This is a genomic window from Lactobacillus gigeriorum DSM 23908 = CRBIP 24.85 (assembly GCF_000296855.1).
Lineage (GTDB): Bacteria > Bacillota > Bacilli > Lactobacillales > Lactobacillaceae > Lactobacillus > Lactobacillus gigeriorum.
Genome location: NZ_CAKC01000028.1, coordinates 49,552 through 70,271 on the forward strand (window position 1 = coordinate 49,552; position 20,720 = coordinate 70,271).

General features: G+C 39.6%; 19 protein-coding genes. 16 read left to right on the forward strand and 3 right to left on the reverse strand.

Features of this window, described 5'->3' with window-relative positions; all coding sequences use genetic code 11:
- Positions 1-105: 105 nt before the first annotated feature.
- The 12 genes from metG to BN52_RS02505 all read left to right on the forward strand — a co-directional run bounded on the left by metG (position 106) and on the right by BN52_RS02505 (position 12,291).
- Positions 106-2,085, forward strand: a complete 1,980-nt coding sequence (metG, locus tag BN52_RS02450; protein WP_008472567.1) for a methionine--tRNA ligase — start codon at positions 106-108, stop codon at positions 2,083-2,085.
- Positions 2,086-2,853, forward strand: coding sequence for a TatD family hydrolase (locus tag BN52_RS02455; protein ID WP_008472568.1), 768 nt, complete (start codon positions 2,086-2,088; stop codon positions 2,851-2,853).
- On the forward strand, positions 2,840-3,415 hold the full coding sequence (rnmV, locus tag BN52_RS02460) for a ribonuclease M5 (RefSeq protein ID WP_008472569.1): 576 nt from the start codon (positions 2,840-2,842) through the stop codon (positions 3,413-3,415). The genes BN52_RS02455 and rnmV overlap by 14 nt, the downstream gene beginning before the upstream one ends.
- Complete coding sequence (gene rsmA / locus BN52_RS02465; RefSeq protein ID WP_008472570.1) at positions 3,393-4,274, forward strand: 16S rRNA (adenine(1518)-N(6)/adenine(1519)-N(6))-dimethyltransferase RsmA; 882 nt, start codon at positions 3,393-3,395, stop codon at positions 4,272-4,274. Before rnmV ends, rsmA begins: the two co-directional genes overlap by 23 nt.
- A gap of 71 nt (positions 4,275-4,345) precedes the next feature.
- On the forward strand, positions 4,346-4,603 hold the full coding sequence (locus tag BN52_RS02470) for a Veg family protein (RefSeq protein ID WP_008472571.1): 258 nt from the start codon (positions 4,346-4,348) through the stop codon (positions 4,601-4,603).
- A 98-nt stretch (positions 4,604-4,701) separates the two neighbouring features.
- Complete coding sequence (purR, locus tag BN52_RS02475; RefSeq protein ID WP_008472573.1) at positions 4,702-5,532, forward strand: pur operon repressor; 831 nt, start codon at positions 4,702-4,704, stop codon at positions 5,530-5,532.
- Between the two features lie 47 nt (positions 5,533-5,579).
- On the forward strand, positions 5,580-6,965 hold the full coding sequence (gene glmU / locus BN52_RS02480; RefSeq protein WP_008472576.1) for a bifunctional UDP-N-acetylglucosamine diphosphorylase/glucosamine-1-phosphate N-acetyltransferase GlmU: 1,386 nt from the start codon (positions 5,580-5,582) through the stop codon (positions 6,963-6,965).
- Between the two features lie 95 nt (positions 6,966-7,060).
- Complete coding sequence (locus tag BN52_RS02485) at positions 7,061-7,657, forward strand: SLAP domain-containing protein (RefSeq protein ID WP_008472577.1); 597 nt, start codon at positions 7,061-7,063, stop codon at positions 7,655-7,657.
- 89 nt (positions 7,658-7,746) lie between these two features.
- Positions 7,747-8,463 carry an SLAP domain-containing protein gene (locus tag BN52_RS02490; protein WP_008472578.1) on the forward strand — a complete coding sequence of 239 codons (717 nt, stop codon included), beginning with the start codon at positions 7,747-7,749 and terminating at the stop codon, positions 8,461-8,463.
- Positions 8,464-8,613: 150 nt separating this feature from the next.
- On the forward strand, positions 8,614-10,155 hold the full coding sequence (locus BN52_RS02495; RefSeq protein ID WP_008472579.1) for an SLAP domain-containing protein: 1,542 nt from the start codon (positions 8,614-8,616) through the stop codon (positions 10,153-10,155).
- 104 nt (positions 10,156-10,259) lie between these two features.
- A complete protein-coding gene (locus tag BN52_RS02500) occupies positions 10,260-11,267 on the forward strand; it encodes a MupG family TIM beta-alpha barrel fold protein (protein WP_008472580.1) in 1,008 nt (335 codons plus the stop codon).
- Between the two features lie 52 nt (positions 11,268-11,319).
- Positions 11,320-12,291, forward strand: a complete 972-nt coding sequence (locus tag BN52_RS02505; protein WP_008472582.1) for a ribose-phosphate diphosphokinase — start codon at positions 11,320-11,322, stop codon at positions 12,289-12,291.
- A gap of 37 nt (positions 12,292-12,328) precedes the next feature.
- Here BN52_RS02505 and BN52_RS02510 read toward each other — a convergent pair whose 3' ends face one another.
- Positions 12,329-13,696 (reverse strand): HD domain-containing protein, encoded by a 1,368-nt coding sequence (locus BN52_RS02510; protein WP_008472583.1) that lies wholly within the window; start codon positions 13,694-13,696, stop codon positions 12,329-12,331.
- Positions 13,697-13,787: 91 nt separating this feature from the next.
- Here BN52_RS02510 and BN52_RS02515 point away from each other — a divergent pair, with 91 nt between their 5' ends.
- From BN52_RS02515 to BN52_RS02530, 4 genes are all read left to right on the forward strand, one after another.
- On the forward strand, positions 13,788-14,189 hold the full coding sequence (locus BN52_RS02515; protein ID WP_008472584.1) for a DUF1934 family protein: 402 nt from the start codon (positions 13,788-13,790) through the stop codon (positions 14,187-14,189).
- A 46-nt stretch (positions 14,190-14,235) separates the two neighbouring features.
- Positions 14,236-14,784 (forward strand): DNA-directed RNA polymerase subunit delta, encoded by a 549-nt coding sequence (rpoE, locus tag BN52_RS02520; RefSeq protein ID WP_008472585.1) that lies wholly within the window; start codon positions 14,236-14,238, stop codon positions 14,782-14,784.
- Positions 14,785-14,904: 120 nt separating this feature from the next.
- Positions 14,905-16,524 (forward strand): CTP synthase, encoded by a 1,620-nt coding sequence (locus tag BN52_RS02525; protein WP_008472586.1) that lies wholly within the window; start codon positions 14,905-14,907, stop codon positions 16,522-16,524.
- Positions 16,525-16,650: 126 nt separating this feature from the next.
- Positions 16,651-17,946: a UDP-N-acetylglucosamine 1-carboxyvinyltransferase gene (locus BN52_RS02530; protein ID WP_040473324.1), complete on the forward strand. Its 1,296-nt coding sequence runs from the start codon at positions 16,651-16,653 to the stop codon at positions 17,944-17,946.
- A 60-nt stretch (positions 17,947-18,006) separates the two neighbouring features.
- Here BN52_RS02530 and BN52_RS02535 read toward each other — a convergent pair whose 3' ends face one another.
- Entirely contained in the window at positions 18,007-19,428 is a 1,422-nt protein-coding gene (locus BN52_RS02535; RefSeq protein ID WP_008472589.1) for a C69 family dipeptidase, read from the reverse strand.
- A 65-nt stretch (positions 19,429-19,493) separates the two neighbouring features.
- Positions 19,494-20,441: a LacI family DNA-binding transcriptional regulator gene (locus BN52_RS02540; RefSeq protein WP_008472590.1), complete on the reverse strand. Its 948-nt coding sequence runs from the start codon at positions 20,439-20,441 to the stop codon at positions 19,494-19,496.
- Positions 20,442-20,720: the final 279 nt, after the last annotated feature.

A 20,720-nucleotide genomic window follows, 5' to 3' on the forward strand; every position in this document is an offset into this window, starting at 1 on the left:
TGTATCAAAAAGCAGGCCTTCTGGTTTTTTGCTTGTCTTTGCTAGCCTATCAAGTTTCTAATGGTGTATTATAGTAGATAAAGTAAATTCATTAAGGAGAATTTTATGGCTGATAAAAAAACTTTTTACATTACAACCCCGATCTATTATCCCTCTGGTAAATTAACAATTGGGAATGCTTATACTAGCGTTGCAGCCGACTCCATGGCTCGTTACAAGCGTAGTCAAGGCTACGATACCTTCTTTTTGACAGGTGACGATGAACATGGCTTGAAGATTGAACAAAAAGCTGAAGAACAAGGCATTAAGCCACAAGAATATGTGGATAAGATGGCTGCTTCATACAAAGAATTGTGGAAGTTATTGGATATTTCTTACGATAAATTTATCCGTACAACTGATAAGGAACACGTTGAAGCTGTACAAAAGATTTTTGAGCAATTGCTTAAGCAAGACGATATTTATCTTGGTGAATATACCGGTTGGTATTCAGTTGAAGATGAAGAGTACTTTACTGAATCACAGCTTGCGGAAGTATATAAGGATGATGCTGGCAATGTGATTGGTGGTAAGGCACCATCAGGACATGAAGTTCGTTTAGTTAAGGAACCTTCATATTTCTTTAGAATGAGTAAATATGCTGATCGCTTGGTGGAATACTACAAAGCACACCCAGGATTTATCTTGCCTCATTCTCGTGAAAAGGAAATGATCAATAACTTCATCAAGCCTGGTCTTGAAGACCTTTCAGTAACACGGACAACGATTGACTGGGGTATTCCTGTTCCTAGCGATCCTAAGCACGTAGTCTATGTTTGGATTGATGCTTTATCTAACTATATTACCGCCTTGGGTTATGGTTCAGATAACGATGAACTTTTCAAGAAATACTGGCCTGCTGACGTTCATTTGGTTGGTAAAGAAATCGTTCGTTTCCACACCATTTATTGGCCAATAATGTTGATGGCTTTAGGCTTGCCACTTCCTAAGCAAATTTTTGGTCATGGCTGGGTATTGATGAAAGACGGCAAGATGTCGAAGTCTAAGGGCAACGCCGTTTATCCTGAAATGATCGTTAACCGCTATGGCTTAGATGCGCTTCGCTATTACTTGATGCGGGCAATTCCATTTGGTGCTGATGGTATTTTCACACCAGAAGACTTCGTGGAACGCGTTAACTTTGATTTGGCTAACGACCTTGGTAACTTGCTTAACCGAACAGTATCAATGATCAATCAATATCAAAATGGCCACGTTGCTGCTGTTAGCCAAGAACAAGATGAACTTGGCCTTGATTTACAAGCAGTAGCTAAAGAAACGATTGCCAGCTATCAAAAGCAAATGGACGAGCTTCATTTCTCTCAAGCACTTGATAGCATCTGGAAGTTGATTAGTCGTGCTAACAAATATATCGATGAAACTACTCCTTGGGTGTTAAATAAGGAAGGCAAGACTGCAGAATTATCTCGGGTAATGACTAACTTAGCTGAAAGCTTGCGGTTAGTAGCAGTTTTGATTTCTCCAATTATGACTCAAAGTCCGCTTAAGATGTTTAAGCAATTAGGTCTTGACTGGAATGATGATAGTCAAAAGGTACTTGATTTTGGTGCTTATGGCTGGGAAAATCGCGTAACCGAAAAGCCTGAACCAATCTTCCCTAGATTGAAGAACGATGAAGAAGTCAAGTACATCAAAGAAGAAATGAAGAAAGCTAAGCCCAAGAAACAAACTCGTAGTGAACAGAAGAAACAAGAAAACTTCATTACGATTGATGATTTTGACAAAGTTAAAATTCAAGTTGCTCAAGTCTTGGAAGTTGAACCAGTTAAAGGTTCAAGCAAGTTATTGCGCTTTGAATTGGACTTTGGCAATGGTCAGAAACGGCAAATTCTTTCCGGAATCAGAAAATTCTATCCTGATGAAAGTCAATTGTTAAACAAGAAGGTCTTGGCAGTAACCAACTTGAAGCCTCGTAAGATGTTGGGCCTAGAAAGCCAAGGTATGTTGCTTTCTAGCGAAAAGGATAGCAAAGTGAAGTTGGCAATCGTTGGCGATGAACATGAAGTTGGAGCGGAATTAGGCTAGATGGAGTTAATTGACAACCATACTCATTTAAATGACACGCCTTTTCGTGGTAAGGAACAGCTCTATTTGGAACGCGCTAAGGGCTTGGGCGTAAACAAGTTGATTTGTGTAGGTCAAGATCCTGAATTCAATGAGCGAGCAGTTGAGCTGGCTAATGAATTTGATAACGTCTACGCTATGGTGGGCTATTGTCCTGATGTTGCCAAGGATTATGATGAACAAGCAGAAGCTACTTTAATTGCGCAATTGCACGAAAAGAAAGTAGTAGCGCTAGGCGAGATTGGTCTTGATTATTATTGGGATGAATCGCCACGCGATCTGCAACAACAAGTTTTTGCTCGCCAAATTGAAGTGGCTCATGAATTACAATTGCCAGTAAACATCCACACGCGGGATGCTTTTGAAGATTGCTATAATATTTTGCGTCAAAGCAATCTTGAATACGGTGCAATTTTGCACAATTTTAACGGCGATCCTGAATGGCTGGAAAAATTTATGGCTTTAAATATCAATTTTTCATATTCAGGCGTGGTATCTTTTACCAAGGCTGTTGATGTTCATGCTTCAGCTAAGCTAGTGCCACTTGATCGCTTGCTAGTTGAAACTGATGCGCCGTATTTGACGCCTAAGCCGTATCGTGGCAAGCAAAATGAACCTGCTTATGTGCACTATGTGGCACAGGCAATTGCGGATTTGCGTGAAATTTCGCTTGAAGAAGTAGCGGCTGCCACTTATGCGAATACAGTGAGGGTGTATGGGCTTGAATAAAAAGAATTTTAATGCAGTTGTAGTTGTAGAAGGTAAAGATGATACCATTCGCTTACGTCAATTTTTTCCTGGAATTGAAACTTTAGAAACCAATGGTTCAGCTGTATCTGAAGCGTTTTTAGCTAAAGTAAAGCAATTGAGTCAAACTAGAGAAATCATTATTTTCACCGATCCTGATTTTAATGGCGAGCGCATTAGACGTCTGGTAACTGAAGCGGTCCCAACTGCCAAGCAAGCATTTATCACGCGTAAAGAAGGCGAACCCCATAAAACTGGTAGCTTAGGCGTTGAACATGCTTCGAAAGAGGCGATTGAACGTGCATTGAGCGATTTGCATGAACAAAAGCGTACTAGCGATTTAACTAGTGAAGCATACCAAGCTTTGGGGTTAGCTGGGGGACAATGCGCCCGTAAGTTGCGCGAACAAGTTGGAATTGAACTAGGTATTGGTTATGGCAATTCTCAAACTTTTTATAAGAGATTGCAGACTTTTGGTATTTCGCTTGCTCAATTGACGCAAGCAGTTGAGGGGGTTAAGCATGAACAGCACGATCGCAATTGATAATCCCGTAAGAACGCAGGCGATTGTTAATCGTTATTTTGTCAAAGCTAAGAAAAATCTTGGGCAGAACTTCTTAGTTGATCATCAAGCAGTAATGGGCATAATTGAGGCAGCAGAAATTGAAGCTGGTGATCAAGTAATCGAAATTGGACCAGGCATTGGGTCGCTGACAGAGCAACTGCTATTGGCTGGAGCTAAGGTATTTGCTTATGAAGTCGATGATTCTTTGCCAGAAATTTTAGATAATGAATTACCGGCTAAAATTGCAGGCGAAGATCTAGCTAGTCGCTTTAAGTTGTTATTAAAGGACATTTTACAGGCTGATTTTAAAGCGGACATCGGTGACTTCTTTGATTTTTCGCAGCCAATCAAAGTTGTAGCCAATCTGCCTTACTACATTACGACACCAATTATTTTTAGCTTGGCTAATTCTGATTTGAATTTTGTCTCATTAACCTTAATGATGCAAAAGGAAGTTGCTGAAAGATTGGAAGCTCAACCTAATAGCAAGGATTATGGTCCCTTAACGATTGCCGTACAGACGCAGATGGCAGTTAAGCTAGCGCTGACGGTTGACCATAGTTCGTTTATGCCGGCACCCAAAGTTGATTCAAGCGTAGTGGTGTTGCGTCCGCTTGCTAAGAAAATAGCTGTCGGAGATGTGAAACACTTCAACAGAGTGGTTAAAATGTGTTTTGCACAAAGACGGAAAACGCTCAACAATAATTTAAAAAATCTAATTTCAGATTCAGATAGAAGAGCTAAAATTATTGCGGAATTAGGCTTAAAGCCACAGGCTAGACCGGAAAATGTAACAATTGAACAATTCGTAGAGTTGGCAAAACTAATAACAGCATAAATATTTTCTCATGAAACATATTGCTATATAGGCTAATTTGTGATAAAATGCTCCTTAAAGGAGTTGTTTTAATGCCAACATCAATTACTACAATTAAGCATAAGCTGGATTCTCACTTGGGTGATTCAATTACCGTTGTAGCTCAAGCGGGGCGTAAGAAAATTACAAAACGCCGTGGAATTTTGAGAGAAACTTTCCCAGCAGTGTTTGTAGTTGAATTAGATCAAGATCAAAATAACTTTGAGCACGTTTCTTATAGCTATACTGATTTGCTTACTAAGAATATTGCTTTAGAATTTGACGATGACCAAGAAGCGGTAGAAGCATAAAAAATTTTCACTAACATTTTTTACAAATGTTAGTGCTTTTTTTTTGCATTTAGAGTATAGTTATTAAGACAAATTACAAACATTAGGAAGGAAATAATATGAAACGTTCAGAAAGACTAGTAGACATGACCAAGTATTTAATGGAACGGCCACATACTTTAATCTCATTGCCGTTTTTTGCTCAACGCTATGATGCTGCTAAATCATCAATTTCCGAAGATTTAGCAATTTTGAAGCACACGCTTGCCACTAATCAAGACGGTATTCTTGAAACTGTAGCTGGAGCAGCTGGCGGGGTGCGCTATATCCCTTATATCGGTAAGGGTCATGCAGAAGAGTATCTGGGCGATTTGGCTTCTAGAATTGAAGATCCTAACCGAATTTTGCCAGGTGGATTCGTTTACCTTTCAGACGTATTAAGCAATTCTCAGGACTTGCAATGGATTGGCCGCTTAATTGCTACCCGCTATGCTTATTCAGATATTGATGTCGTAATGACAGTTGAAACTAAGGGGATTTCACTTGCCCAATCAGTTGCACGTTACTTGAACGTTCCATTTGTAACTGCCCGTAAACGTTCAAAGGTGACTGAAGGTGCGACTGTTTCTGTTAACTATATTTCATCTTCATTGGATCGCGTGGCTAAGATGGAATTGCCAACCAGAGCTTTGAAGAAAAACTCTAATGTCTTAGTAGTCGATGATTTTATGAAGGGTGGCGGTACTTTAACCGGTATGGAAGAACTTGCTCGCGAGTTCGACTCAACAGTTGCAGGTATTTGCGTACTTTGTGAAGCTGATTTTGACAAAGAAAAATTGGTTGAAGACTACCTATCATTAGTGAAGATTAGTAAGATCGATACTCAAAAACGAATTATTTTAGCAGAACCAGGCAACTTCTTAACAGAAACTGATTTTAGTCAATTATAAAAATGGTATACTAGGAGCTAAGATTGATTTAAAAGAGGTTATTAACTGTGAAGAAATTTGTTGTGATCCTTGCTGCTGGTAAGGGTACTCGTATGAAATCGAAGCTTTATAAAGTCTTGCACCAAGTTTGTGGTAAGACCATGGTTGAACACGTGGTAACAGCTGCTCAAGGCGTTGACCCAGAAAAAATTATTACTGTTGTCGGAACTGGTGCTGAAGCAGTTGAGGATATGTTACAAGGGCAATCAGAATTTGCATTTCAAGCTAAGCAATTAGGTACAGGGCATGCAGTTTTGACCACCAAAGACATGCTTGGTCAAGAAGAAGGGGTAACTTTAGTAGTATATGGGGATACACCGTTGTTAACTGCTAAAACTTTTAACGACTTGTTCGCCTACCATGCTCAAAAAGACAACGCAGCAACAGTTTTGACTGCTGAAGCACCTAATCCTTTTGGCTACGGTCGAATTATTCGCGATGATCAAGGCAATCTCTTGCGGATTGTTGAACAAAAAGATGGCAAGCCAGAAGAATTAAAAGTTAAAGAAATCAATACTGGAGTCTATTGTTTTGACAACAAGAAGTTGTTTGAAGCCTTAGGTCATGTGAAAAATGATAATGCTCAAGAAGAATATTATTTAACTGATGTGCTAGAAATTTTGCGTAATGAAGGCGAACGCGTTGGGGCTTACCGAATGCATGACTTTAGTGAAAGCCTTGGCGTCAACGACCGTATTGCTTTAGCACAAGTAACGAAGATCATGCAAAAACGGATTAATGAAGCTCATATGCGCAATGGCGTAACTTTCATTGACCCAACTACTGCTTATATCGATGCTGACGTTACGATTGGCAATGATACGATCATTGAAGGCAATGTAGTAATTAAGGGCAAGACTGAAATTGGCAATGACTGCTACATTACAAGTGGTTCAAGAATCGTTGATTCTGTTGTTGGCAATGAAGTGACGATTACTTCATCGACTTTAGATCATGCGCAAATGGCTGACAAGAGCGATATTGGTCCTAATTCACACCTTCGTCCAGATGCTAAGATTGGTCAAGGTGTTCACATTGGTAACTTTGTGGAAATTAAGAAGGCTGAAATTGGTGAAAATACCAAGATTGGTCACTTAACTTATGTTGGGGATGCAACCTTAGGTAAGGATATTAATATCGGCTGTGGTACAATCTTCTCTAACTTTGATGGCGTTAAGAAGTTCCATACTAATGTTGGCGATAAGGCATTTATTGGTGCTGGTTCAACTTTGATTGCACCAATCAATGTAGCTGATCATGCCTTTGTAGCAGCTGATACTACTGTTACTAAGGATGTTGCTCGTTATGAAATGGCAATTGGCCGTGGCCGTCAAGTTAATAAACCTGATTACTGGCATAAGTTGCCTTTATCTGAAGGAAAAGACTGGCAATAATGGTTTTAACCACCTCTTAGTAGGCGGTTTTTTAATGGCTAAAAACCAATTATTTACTTTAACGTAGTACAATGAGCTTGAGAGAGGTGGCTCATATGAATCGTTGGCTGATAAAAATTTTGACCCTAATTGGCTGTTTATTAATGTTGCCTAGTACGCTTGTGACTGCTAGTCCTAAAAATAAAACCAAGGCGCCGAAAATTGTAGTAGAAACCGATCCAGTAGAAATTATCAAAACCGATGCTAAGCAGAGCTATGTGCGGTTAATTAAGGCAGTTAAACCATATCGCGCAAATAGTGGCGTGCGGATTTATTATGTCAAGATTACCGATCAAGGGCTACTTTATGGAACGAAGAAAAAACAGTGGCTACCTGCAAGCAGCACCACTGGAACGGTGTGGTATCAAGAAGATGGCAAAATAAATATGGTGGTTTTTACTGATAGTAAAGGAAAAATAACTTATCAATTATATGATCCGGTAGCAAGTGCGACGGTTGAATTGATTCATAATGCTTATTTATACGATCGCCAAGGTCAGTTAATCTTAAATCGTAAAGGAAATTTGGTAAAGCTGCTTAAAGGCAAAAAGTTGACAGTTTATACTAAGCAACAGATCCATGGCAAACCATATTATTTGCTTAAAGAAGGCTGGATTAAAGTCAGCAATACCAAAATTCTTAAGAATATCTAACTTTTAGCAAAAAATGCTAGCAATCTGTGCAAATAGTACTAAAATATTCACTTGGATTAGCAAAGATATTTTGCATGGAGGAAAAACTTATGAAGTTATCACAAAAGTTAGTTACAATTTCAACTGTTGCCTTATTAGGCATTAGTCCAGTTTTAGCCACTACAGCTCCTGTAATGACAGTTCAAGCAGCTAGTCAATATTACAAGACCAATGGCAAGAATAGCACCGTTAAAACTGTTAAGAAGGGCTATTTCGTTGATAAAAATGGCAAAAAAACTAGCAAGGCTATTCCAGAAAATGGTCAATACACTATTTGGGAAGTAAAGCAAATTGCTGGTAAGTGGTACTACAGCATCCAAACCAATATGGCTTATTGGATGCCAGCTAGTTTAACTAAGGGTTCAGTTCAATATCAGGATGGTAAGAAGCTGGTTACCTTAACCACTGATGGCAAAGGCAAGGTTACATCAAGTGCCAAGACTGCTACCCAAACTAGCAAGACTACTAAGACTTCAAAGACCAGTCAAAAGACTACGAAGAAGACTACTAAAGCTAGTAAGAGTTCCAAGACGACCAAGACTAGCGCTAAATTAACGGTAACTAACATTGTTACTATCCATAAGGCTCAAGTTTATGACCAAAAAGGCAATCCAGCCAAGACTTACCAAGGTTCAAAGAAGTGGACTGTAATTGGCAAGGGCGTTGAAGTTAAGGGCTTAGGCACTACTACCATTAAAGGTGAAAAATACTATGCGCTTGAACCAGGTCACTACTACCTTAAAGCTAGCGATGTCAAAGTAAAATAGATTGCGGATCGTTTACACAATAATTAAGTATTGGTTATAAAGGCTGTTTCTTACTGAACGGCCTTTATTTTTGCGTTATAATAGTATATGTTAACTCCGAAAGCCAGATACGGATAGCTGGCTAAAGTTTTAAATGAGGTAATAGGATTCATGAGAATTAGTCATAAAATAGTAATGGTATCAGCAGCTGCTTTGATGGCTGTTAGCCCAGTTTTAGGTGCAAGTCAAGCCACTACAGTACAAGCTGTAACCACTAGTAAAAAAGCAAAAACCAATTCTGGTACAGTTACGATTGTTCTTGGCCACAATGCATATATTTACTTAAAATCAGGCAAGCGCAACACTAACTACAAGTACCAAAACAAGTTATGGTCAGTAATTGGCAAGGGCGCTAGTCTTAAATCTGCAGGTTTAAAGACCATTAATGGCGTTGACTACTACGATATTGGTGATGGCAACTATATCAAAGCTGCCAACGTAGCTACTGTTGATGGTAAGAAGGTAAATCATAAGAGCACCCCTGCTAAAGATGACAATACTAAAACTATCAAGTTGACTCACAATGCTTATGTTTACAACAATAAAGGGGTAAGAATTAAGTCAGCTGGTACTTTGAAGAAAGGTACCACTATCAAGTACACTGGTACTAAGAAGATTAAAGGCAAGAAATACTTTGCTTTGGCTAATAACCAATTCGTTAAAACCGCTAATGCTAAGGTAACTTCAGATGAACCTGTTCAAGATGATACGACTATGATCAATATCATCAAGAACTCCATTGTTTACGATGGTAACGGTCAAGCATATGACCCACAACAAAAGATCATCAAGGGTGCCCAATATGTGGCTTTGAAAGCTAAGAACATCGATGGCAAGTGGTACTACATGATCGGCAATAGCGAAGATGGTGAACAATGGATTAAGGCCGTCAACACTACCTTAGCTTCAGGTAAGGCCTTAATTCCTGAAGATGAATTGCCAAATAATAATGATACGACTTCAGATGATCAAGATGATACAATTGCTACTCTTGGTCAAGATACGGTAACTTACACTGCTAATGGTAAGGCTACGACCAATTCATTTGAAAGTGGTCACCGTGTAAGAGTTACTGAATTACGCTACATTTGGGAAGCAGACAAGAATCAAGCAGAATTGTTCTACAAGCTTGCTAGCGATAAGAACGGCTACATCAAGCAAAGTGTAGTTGCTACGATTTCAGGCAAACCTTTGAATGCTGTTAACACTTCTGAAGAAGCTCGTTTAAGTGGTGTAGTAGCAACTGCTAATGATAAGGCACCATTGTCTGCGGCCATTGCAGAAGCTAATAACGTAAAGGCTTCAGATAGCTACAAGTTAGCTACTAAGAGTGCAAGGGATGCTTACGATTCAGCAATTACAAATGCTCAAACTATGTTTGGTGCTAAGACAGCTACTTTGTTAGATGTTAATAATGCTCAAGCTGCCGTAACTAAGGCTAAGGCAGCTTTAAATGGTGCTAAGGTACGCGTCGGCAATTTAGGTAGCTTAACTGCTTCAGAAGCTGATCAAATTATTGCTTTGGTAGCCAACGTTAATGGCGTTACTGCTTCGCAAGTTCAATTTAACAATGGTAATGCGAACTTGACGGTAACTTCAAATAATGGTTTCGTTCAAACGCTTAACGTTAGTGACTATGCAACTGTTAACTAATTCTTTACAATTTGAATACAAAATTCGCAACCTAATATTTGGGTTGCGTTTTTTGCTTTATAATTCTTAGGGTGTGAATAAATGAATAAAAATGTGAGGAAGTCATGTTAGCTTTTGCAATCTACCTTGATCAAGCGTTGACGGCAGCCGACTATAATTACTTGTTGGCAATGCGCAATGCTGGATTCGAAGAGGTTTATACTAATCTGCAAACAACTGTTGAAGCCGAAGCGTTGCGGACGCGGTTGTTGGAATTAAGTAAGTGGTGTGAAAATTTAAGTCTTAAGTTGGAATTAGCTGCTTCGGTTCAAGAATTAGCGACGTTGGGCTTTGATTTAAACAACGTTGGCCAAATTCAGAGCTTACATATCAATAGCCTAAAGTTACCAGCTGATACGCCAATTAATTTAGTAGCTAAATTGTCCAAATCGCTGACGGTGATTTTGGATGCCAATAGTATGAATGATGAACTAGTTAGTGAATTACATGAATATAGCGCTGCTTTTGAGCATCTTAAGTTAGGCTATGGCAATTATCCTTATGTGGAAACAGGCATTGCCGAAGATTGGTTTGTTATGCGCAATCAGCAACTTAAAAAGCTGGGCTTTGAGATTGAAGCTTTTGTTTCAAGTGGCAATGGTGACGAGCAGCATACAACGCTTGAAAAATTGCGGAATGTTAATCCGTTGGCAGCAATGCTTAAGTTGCAAACATCTTGCAATAAGATAATTGTTGGCGATCATTTAGATAGCAATAAGGTCGCAGCTTTTAGCAACTACTTGAAAAAAGGTATGGTTACCTTCAAACTGATCAGTGAACAAGAAATTTTGTTTGATCACGTTTGGCATAGCGATAATTATGTCGCTGAAAATCTATTGATGTTAGGCAAAATCGATGATTATCGCGTTCCTATTAAGGAGCGTGAAGCTCGTCCTGCAGGCACAGTCGCTTGCACCAATGAGCTCTATACTGGTTTCAGCAATTACTTGCAAATTAGTAAAGTTACTTTACCTACAGATAAGCGCATTACGGTTTTGGGGCACATCAGTCCTGAAGATTTACCGTTATTAGCAGTGATTAAACCAGAAATGCCAGTATTTTTTGTTAAATAGTGGTATTTTTTGCTAAAATAGAAGTTGTTAGCATATTTTTACGGAGGAAATTATGTCTTATAAAGACGATTTAAAGATTTTTGCCCTTAACTCTAATGTTCCATTGGCGCAAAAGATAGCAGACCGTGTTGGCGTACCATTGAGTAAATCAAGCGTTGAAAGATTTAGCGATGGTGAAATTCAAATCAATATTGATGATTCTGTTCGTGGTAAGGATGTTTACTTGGTTCAATCAACCAGTGCTCCAGTTAACGACAACTTGATGGAATTGTTGATTATGATCGATGCTGTTCGTCGTGCTAGTGCACGGACGATTAACCTAGTAATTCCATATTATGGTTATGCTCGTCAAGATCGTAAGACTAGAGCGCGTGAACCAATCACTGCTAAGTTGGTAGCAGATATGTTGCAAGCAGCTGGTGCAGACCGTGTGCTTTCACTTGACTTGCATGCTCCACAAATTCAAGGATTCTTTGATATCCCAGTTGATAACTTGATGGGAGCTCCATTATTAGCTGACTACTTCTTGAGCAATGGCCTTGAAAAGGATGCTGTAGTAGTTTCACCTGACCATGGTGGTGTAACTAGAGCACGTAAGTTAGCAGAATTTTTGGGTACTAATATTGCCATTGTCGATAAGCGTCGACCAAAAGCTAATGTTGCTGAAGTTATGAACATCATTGGTGATGTTAAAGGCAAGCGGGCAATCATTATCGACGATATGATCGATACTGCTGGTACGATTACCTTAGCTGCCCAAGCTTTGATTGATGCGGGTGCAACTGAAGTTTATGCTTCAGCTACTCATGCAGTTTTGTCAGGACCTGCAGTTGACCGTCTTAACAAATCTGCAATTAAGAATTTGGTTTTGACTGATTCAATCAATCAACCTGAAGAAAAGCAACTTGAAAAGATGTTGCTCGTATCAGTTGGACCATTGATGGGGGATGCCATTAAGTGCATTCAAGAACACAAGCCGCTTAGCCCATTGTTCAATACTAGATACGAAGCAGATAAGCACTAATCAAAAAAGCTGAATTCCATGAATTCAGCCTTTTTGTTTATTCGGATTTTTTCTTAGGGCGACGCAAGTAGCGTAGTTCGCCATTGCGGACGTATTTTTGGAATTCTTGATAAATCGGATCAAAAATTTGGGGTTCGTCATTTTTAGCCAACATGGTTTTAGGGAAGAAGAAGCGCTCATCCCCTTGGAAAGTTCCATTAAGAGCTTTTACCAATGGACTAAGTTCAGACAATTCAATCAAAGTACCATCGTCTTGCATAATTTCGATTTGACTATTGGCATTTTTGCCAGTCGGTTTATAAGCATCATAAGGCTCGTCGAAAGCAGAATTAATCTCAGTATAGTATTCTGGATCAAAGCCAGCCTCTTTGATCAAATTCTTCAACTTAGGTAAAAGCTTCTTCGTTTCAGGATCGATTTTAACGCTAGCTAATTGCTTGCGGAATAAATAGCGCTTAGCTAAATCAGCTAAAATTTGATCGGAAGAATCGGTCCACATAGAGAAGTTAGTTTCCATTACCCCATCATCAAGCTTCAAGTAATCATCAAGCGTCCATTTACCAGCTAAAAACCGGGCTAATTCTGGCGTAACTGGTAATGTGCCTTGTTGATAAACATCTTTAGCTCGCTGAAGCAGGTGATGCAAAATGACTTCCATGGAACGACCAACGCGGTGGAAGTATACCTGTTGGTACATTTGATAGCGCGATACGATGTAGTCCTCAACAGCATGCATCCCATTATTGTTGAAGCAGATCCCATTTTGATAGGGGCGAATTACCCGAAGTACGCGGGAAATATCAAAGTGGCCATAGCTTACGCCTGTGAAGTAAGCATCGCGCTGCAAATAATCCATTCGATCGGCATCAGCCTGACTTGAGATCATTTTTACTACTTGGGGATTAGGATAAGTTTTCGCAATTACGCTTGCGACCAACTCAGGGAAATTAGGCGCCACCTTGCGCAAAGCATGATTGATCTCGGTATTAGGATCGGTGATGATCTTTTGCCCTAGCACCTCGTGGTTAGTGCCAAATAAGTGCTCAAAGGTATGTGAATAAGGACCATGTCCAATATCATGAAGCAAACCGGCACATTCAACCAATAAGCGATTATCCACGTCCCATAAGCCATCTCCTGGCTTGACCAAAGGATATTTTTTAGCAAAAATATTGCAGATACGTCTGGTTAACTCATAAACGCCCAAATTATGTTCAAATCGGGTATGCGTAGCGCCAGGAAAAACATAGCTGACAGGACCTAGCTGCTTGATGCGACGCATGCGCTGAAACTCTTTAGACTTCAGAATATTTAAGACTACCTGATCTTCAATATGGATATAACCATGAACGGGATCCCGAAGGACCACTTCATGTGGTAATTTTTCACTGTAAAATTTTGGCATAGAAATCCTCGATATAAAAAATTTTAGCTTTTGCTACAAATAGCTTAAAATATAACTTGACTAACAAAATTATAGCAAATAAGGATGACTTATGACTAAGATAAAGGTAAAAATGACCAGCACGATTGTCCAAGAAGACAATCGTGAGACTTTCGTAAAAGCTGCACCAGGTGAAATAACAATTACTGATGAAGCAATTCGCATCAATTATCTGGAAGATAATGCAATTCCAGTTAAAATGTTGCTTAAAAAAGACGAGCTGCTCTTGAAGCGTGGCGTTGATAGTCAGAATTACTCATTATTGCGATTCATCCCTGGAGAAAAGTGTCCAGGGCGTTACGTAGTTACCGGTCGGCAAATGGATTTGACTAGCGTCACTAAACTATTAAAAGTAGAACGTACCGGTCAAGCCGGGAAAGTTCAGCTTGAATATGAGCTCTTCAATGGGCTATACTTAGTAGGTGATTATACTGTTGAATTGATTTTTGGCTAGATACTTAGTAAAATAAGAAGATCGTAAGAAGAGAGGACGAACTACTGTGGGATTAGATGACTTTAAGGATAAAAACCGTAACGAATTGTCAATGATCGAAGTTGCTCGCGCAATTTTGGAAGATTCAGGTAAGAGAATGGCTTTTGCTGATATCGTTAATGCGGTGCAAAAGTACTTGGAAAAGAGCGATGAAGAAATTCGCGACCGTTTGCCACAATTTTACACTGATATGAACACTGATGGCGAATTCATCTCAATGGGTGACAACATCTGGGCATTGCGTTCATGGTTCCCATATGAATCAGTTGATGAAGAAGTTAACCACCCAGAAGACGAAGATGAAGACTCAGAACGTAAGAGCCACAAGAAGGTTAATGCCTTCCTTGCTTCTGCTACTGGTAGCGATGACATCATCGATTACGATAACGATGATCCGGAAGATGAGGATCTTGAAGTTGAAGATACTGATGAAGACGACTTCGATGACGATGATGATTTTGATGATGACGATGAAGACGACGACACTTTGCCAGACGGCATCGAAGGCCAATTATCACAATTGGGCGATGATGAAGATGAAGATGAAGACGAGTAATTTACTTGACTTCTTTTCCAAAAATAGCTAGTATGTTTTTTGGGCACCATATGTGCGTTCAGCTCCCACTAGGGAGCTTTTTTGTTTATTGGTGAATTTTTTAAAAAGCGAGGCATGTAAATGACAAAATATATCTTTGTTACAGGTGGGGTAGTTTCTTCATTAGGTAAAGGAATTACTGCTTCAAGTTTGGGTAGATTATTGAAAAACCGTGGTTTGAAAGTTACCATGCAAAAATTCGACCCATATATTAACATTGATCCAGGTACTATGAGCCCATATCAACATGGTGAAGTTTACGTTACCGACGATGGTACCGAAGCTGATCTTGACTTAGGACACTATGAACGAATCGTTGACGTTAGAACAAGTAAGTATTCTAACGTTACTACTGGTAAGATTTATAAAGAGGTGCTTGAAAAAGAACGTCGTGGCGATTACAACGGCGCCACTGTCCAAGTAATCCCACATATTACCGACATGATCAAGCAAAAGATCATGCGTGCAGCTCTTACAACTGATTCAGACGTTATTATTTCTGAAATTGGTGGTACTGTAGGTGATATTGAATCAACGCCATTTATGGAAGCAATTCGCCAAATGCGTCGTGAAGTTGGTGAAGAAAATGTGATGTACATTCACTGTACTTTAGTACCATATTTACATGCTGCTCATGAAATGAAGACTAAGCCAACGCAACACTCAGTTGCAGAATTGCGTAATATTGGTATTCAACCAAATATGTTGGTTTTGCGTGCGGAAAAGCCTGTTGGCCAAGAATTGAAAAACAAGATTTCGACTTTTACTGACGTTCCCGTTGATCGCATTATCGAATCAATCGACGCACCTTCCTTGTTTGACTTGCCATTGGCATTCCAAGAACAAGGAATGGATCAAAAGGTTTGCGATTTCTTACATATTGATTCACCACTTGCTAGTGCAGATATGGAAGCATGGAAGAAGCTTGATGAACGTGCTAAGAATTTGCACCACAAGACTAAGATTACATTAGTTGGTAAGTACGTTGAACTTGAAGATGCTTATATTTCCGTAACCGATGCGTTGCAACACGCAGGCTATCTTTACGACACTAAGATTGAAGTAGAAAAAGTTAAGGCTGAAGATGTAACGCCTGAAAATATCGCTGACATCATGAAGGATTCCGATGGTTTGTTGGTACCTGGTGGTTTTGGTATTCGTGGACTTGAAGGCATGATTACCGCAATTCAATATGCTCGTGAAAATGATATTCCATTCTTGGGTATTTGTTTGGGGATGCAGATGGCTAGCATTGAATTTGCTCGCGACGTTTTAGGTATGGCTGATGCACATACAACTGAAGCTGATCCTAAGACTAAGCATGGCATTATTGATATTATGGCTGATAAGCGCGATGAAGAAAACATTGGTGGTACTTTACGTTTAGGTCTTTACCCAGCAACTCTTAAGAAGGGTACTAAGACTAGAGCCGCTTATGATAATCAAGATGTTATTCAAGAACGTCACCGCCACAGATACGAATTTAACAATGAATATCGTGAAATGTTCGAAAAGGCTGGCATGGTCTTCTCAGGAGTTTCACCAGACAATCGTTTGGTTGAAATCATCGAATTGCCAGAAAAGAAATTCTTTATTGCAGCCCAATATCACCCAGAATTCTTGAGCCGTCCACAACGTCCAGAAGGTTTGTTCAAGGCATTCATTGGTGCAGCTAGCGATTTGCCAGCAAAAGAATTCTAAAGTTAGTTGAATAATACAAAAAGTTAAAATACAAGAGTTGGATTAAGTCTCAACTCTTGTTTTTTTTGTGTTTTTCCTATAACATTATTATGATTATTGAAAGTAGAAAAGGATTTGTTTTCGCCAATGAAGCAGATGATAATTCATGGTGGAAAGCCTCTGCAGGGTGATGTTTGGATAGGTGGAGCAAAGAATTCGACCGTTGCGTTGATCCCCGCATCGATCTTATCAAGAACTCCAGTAACTTTGGAAGGCGTTCCGAGAATCGCAGATGTTGATAACTTGATGGATTTGTTGTCCGAAATGGACGTACTTTGTGATTTTCACGAAACCACATTACAAATCAATCCTGAGAATATTAAGATGAGTCCATTGCCGGCCGGCAAGATTAAAAGTTTACGGGCATCTTATTATTTCATGGGTGCGCTTCTTGGCCGTTTTGGCAAGGCGGTAGTAGGTTTTCCTGGTGGGGACGACATTGGCCCACGTCCCATAGACCAACATATAAAGGGCTTTGAAGCTTTAGGTGCAACTGTTAAGAATGAGAATGATCAGATTATCATTACCGCTCCTGACAGTGGGTTACATGGTGCTAAGATTCATTTGAAGATGCCTTCAGTTGGGGCAACGATGAATATTATTATGGCTAGTGTAACGGCACAAGGACAGACGATTATTGAAAATGCGGCTAAAGAACCAGAAATAATTGATTTAGCAACATTTTTGAATAATATGGGAGCTACCATTCGTGGTGCAGGTACCGATACGATTCGTGTTGAAGGTGTGGCTCGCTTAGAAGCACAGATTCCACATACGATTATTCCAGACCGAATTGAAGCTGGAACTTATGTTGCTTTAGCAGCTTGCATTGGAAATGGTATTAGAATTCACAATATTATTGAAGAACACCTCGATGCTTATTTAGCTAAGGTAGAAGAAATGGGTGTAGTAATTGATGCCGATGAGGATTCGCTATATGTTTATCCAGCCGGCGATCTGAAGATGGTACAAGTACGCACGGATGTGTATCCGGGCTTTGCAACTGACTTGCAGCAGCCAATTACGCCATTGCTACTGACTGCTAAATATGGTGAAGGGGTAGTGATCGATAATATCTATCCTAAGCGGATAGGCCATATTGCCCAACTGCAAAAGATGGGTGCAGATATTAAAGTTGAAGATAATATTATTTTGGCTCATCCAACTGCTAAATTGCATGGTGCAGAAGTAATTGCTGGAGAGATTCGAGCAGGTGCATGTTTGATGATTGCTGGTCTGATGGCTGAAGGCAAGACAGTGATTGATAAAGCTGGCAACATCTTACGTGGATATGATCGCGTAGAGCAAAAATTGCGCCGTCTAGGAGCAGATGTTGAAATTGTTGATGATCCTGAAGTTCCAGGAGTTTTAGATACAATATAATAAAAAACGCTTGATGATCAACGTTGTTAAGACGCTGACAGCAAGCGTTTTTTTCTTAAATTAATCTAACAGATCGTATTTCAAAGTCATCAAACCATGACCTTCGTCGACCATCTTACCTAATAGGTCAACGGTATTTTCATATACCAAGTCAGCCATTTGCTTATTAGCTTGTTCGAGCTTGGCAACTAATTCATCACCCGTAAGTTCTGCGACAGCTTGATCAGTTTCATGTTGAATTTTATGACATTGAGCTAAGCTCTTTTGTTCAAAGTCGCTTTCTAATTCGCCATAGACGCGGTAGTTAGTATCGCCTAACTGCGCAGTTAACTTGTTGAGCCAGAAAATTTCCTTCAAGTCGAACTTGCCACCAGTCTTAAAGCAAGCCGGAGTATCGGTAATATTAGTATAGAATGGCACCATGGTATTGAAAGTATTTGGACCAAAGGCTAGCCATTGAACACCTGCCAATGGTGCAGGTACATCATTTCTGATTTGCAAGATGTGGGTTTCAAAGTTACGGTTAATCCCTACTGGACGGAAAGTCTTCTTTTGTTCAGCAGTACCTTGATCACCGTAAGCATCATATGGAGTATCTTGATAGTGTGAACTTTCTGCCCATTTAATATCTTCAATACTAATTTTACGGTTAGCATAACAAATGAATGGTTGCTCTTGATCGCCTGGTTGACCGCCAAATTCTGGATTAAAGAAATTGTGTAAGTACCAAGCACGTGGATTATTATAGTGGGCATCTTTGATAGTTGAAGAACCGAAGATGTGGCGCATGTTGTAGCCTTCACGATCAGGATTCAAGTGGTAGGTTTCAATTAAGTCCTTAAGATCAGCACTGGCCATAAAATCAGGATCGTCAAATCTAAATTCGTCGATGTTCAAGCGATTTGGTGCGACGACATAAGCATCGTCAGGAATACGGCGTGCAATCCAGTGGTGGCCACCAACAGTTTCCAAGTACCAAATATGGTCGTGATCTGAAAAGGCCATCCCGTTCATTTCATAAGTTCCATATTTTTCTAATAGGTAACCTACACGCTTAACTCCTTCTTCAGGAGTGTGGATATATGGTAAGGTCAAGGTCACAAAATCTTCCTCACCAAGTCCACCTTCGCTTGGGTCAAGCAAAGGATCAACTCCTTGAATTCGAGCATTAGTAGTAATAGTTTCGGTAGCTGTCATGGCGATATTAGCTGAGTTGATGCCGGCTGCTGCCCAAATACCTTTGTCGCGTTTAGCATCAGGAGCACTGGTGTAGCGCAAAACTTCACCGGCTAAATCAGCGTCGTCGATTTTTTGCTTACTAATCACGCTGGTGTAGTGGCGTGGTTGATCTGCAGGATTAACGACTTCGAAGCTTTCAGGCACGATTACCCGACCACCGTCTTCACTTCTTGCAATCATGGTTGAACCATCGATGGTTGCATTTTTTCCAACAAGAATTGTAGTACATTCAGTTTGTTTCATAGAATTTTTCCCTTCGTAATCTTTACTAATAATTGTAGAAAAAAAGCCGGCAAAATTAAAGACCGTTAATGGATCAAATTTACCGGTAAGGTATAGATCGGCTCAAGTGGGTAGAGCGGATATTTGATTCGGCGTAACAAAATATCGCTTAAGACTTCCGCAATTGCTTTGGTATTTTGACGTACCGTAACTAATTTAGGAAACAGGTTCTGAATTAAATAGGTTCCATCGAAACCGGTAATAAGTGGAGCTAAATGTAAATCATCAGTGCATTGCTTGGCTAACAGGGCTGTGATGTCGTCTGTACAACAAATTGCATCATAGGTGTTCCTTTTTAAAAATTGTTGGATAGCAATTTTTTGAGCCACGATTGAATCACTTGCATTTAACGCTTCAGTTGTAATTTGGGTGTGATAGTTGTTAAAAACGCGCATCATTCCTTTGATCCGATCATTGATCGGGTACAGATCTTCTCTAGCACCAGCGAGTAACAGAATATTATTTTTTCCATGACTTAAAACATATTGCGCAATCTGAATTCCAGCATCTAAATTGTTCGATTGAATAGTTGGAATTTTAGGACTGATTCGACGATCAAAACTAACGATTGGATAATTACGATTTAGTGATCGCTTAGAGATATTTAAGAGGGAACTGGTGATTAGTCCGGCAATTTCTTGATTTTGAAACCGTTCCTGAAAATAATCAAAGTCTTGTAGTTGAAAGTGATCAAGGTGCAGGATGCAGTCGTAGCCCTTCTGCTTTAAATAAGTTGATAATTCTTCAAAAAGTTCCGCATAAAAGGGATTGTCAATATTAGGAAAATTAACTTCGATAGCCCTGCTAGTGAATTGGTTATGGTGCTCGCGATAGGTATAGCCTAATTGATCGATCGCTGTTTGAATTTTAGTAGCGGCTTCTTGGCTGACATAGCCATTTTTAGTTAAGTAGCGAGAAACAGTGGCATTTGAAACTTCAGCTTCACGAGCAATGTCAGTAATCGTAACCCTCATAAATAGATCCTCCATTTATGTAAATTATCATATTATCGAATATAGATGTAAAGGCTTTCTTGAAAAATAAATGTGTAAAAATATGTAAATTATTTACTTGGTAACAGGAAAAGACTATGATTTGTTCAAAGCGTAGAAAGCGCTTACTGTTTTAGGATATATAGATGAAGAGAATCAAAAAATGAAGAGGTGGCTTAAACGGCTAGGATTGGCTAGCTTGGCTACAGCAGCTATACTATCGTTGACAGCTTGTAGTAAAAAGAAAGCCAACCCATTGTC

Coding starts and splice junctions, on each gene's coding strand:
- BN52_RS02515 (WP_008472584.1), top strand. CDS start 13,788: ATGACTAAGATAAAGGTAAAAATGACCAGCACGATTGTCCAAGAAGAC.
- BN52_RS02540 (WP_008472590.1), bottom strand. CDS start 20,441: ATGAGGGTTACGATTACTGACATTGCTCGTGAAGCTGAAGTTTCAAAT.
- rnmV (WP_008472569.1), top strand. CDS start 2,840: ATGGGCTTGAATAAAAAGAATTTTAATGCAGTTGTAGTTGTAGAAGGT.
- BN52_RS02495 (WP_008472579.1), top strand. CDS start 8,614: ATGAGAATTAGTCATAAAATAGTAATGGTATCAGCAGCTGCTTTGATG.
- BN52_RS02525 (WP_008472586.1), top strand. CDS start 14,905: ATGACAAAATATATCTTTGTTACAGGTGGGGTAGTTTCTTCATTAGGT.
- BN52_RS02535 (WP_008472589.1), bottom strand. CDS start 19,428: ATGAAACAAACTGAATGTACTACAATTCTTGTTGGAAAAAATGCAACC.
- BN52_RS02530 (WP_040473324.1), top strand. CDS start 16,651: ATGAAGCAGATGATAATTCATGGTGGAAAGCCTCTGCAGGGTGATGTT.
- BN52_RS02490 (WP_008472578.1), top strand. CDS start 7,747: ATGAAGTTATCACAAAAGTTAGTTACAATTTCAACTGTTGCCTTATTA.
- rsmA (WP_008472570.1), top strand. CDS start 3,393: ATGAACAGCACGATCGCAATTGATAATCCCGTAAGAACGCAGGCGATT.
- purR (WP_008472573.1), top strand. CDS start 4,702: ATGAAACGTTCAGAAAGACTAGTAGACATGACCAAGTATTTAATGGAA.
- BN52_RS02510 (WP_008472583.1), bottom strand. CDS start 13,696: ATGCCAAAATTTTACAGTGAAAAATTACCACATGAAGTGGTCCTTCGG.
- BN52_RS02455 (WP_008472568.1), top strand. CDS start 2,086: ATGGAGTTAATTGACAACCATACTCATTTAAATGACACGCCTTTTCGT.
- BN52_RS02500 (WP_008472580.1), top strand. CDS start 10,260: ATGTTAGCTTTTGCAATCTACCTTGATCAAGCGTTGACGGCAGCCGAC.
- BN52_RS02505 (WP_008472582.1), top strand. CDS start 11,320: ATGTCTTATAAAGACGATTTAAAGATTTTTGCCCTTAACTCTAATGTT.
- BN52_RS02470 (WP_008472571.1), top strand. CDS start 4,346: ATGCCAACATCAATTACTACAATTAAGCATAAGCTGGATTCTCACTTG.
- metG (WP_008472567.1), top strand. CDS start 106: ATGGCTGATAAAAAAACTTTTTACATTACAACCCCGATCTATTATCCC.
- BN52_RS02485 (WP_008472577.1), top strand. CDS start 7,061: ATGAATCGTTGGCTGATAAAAATTTTGACCCTAATTGGCTGTTTATTA.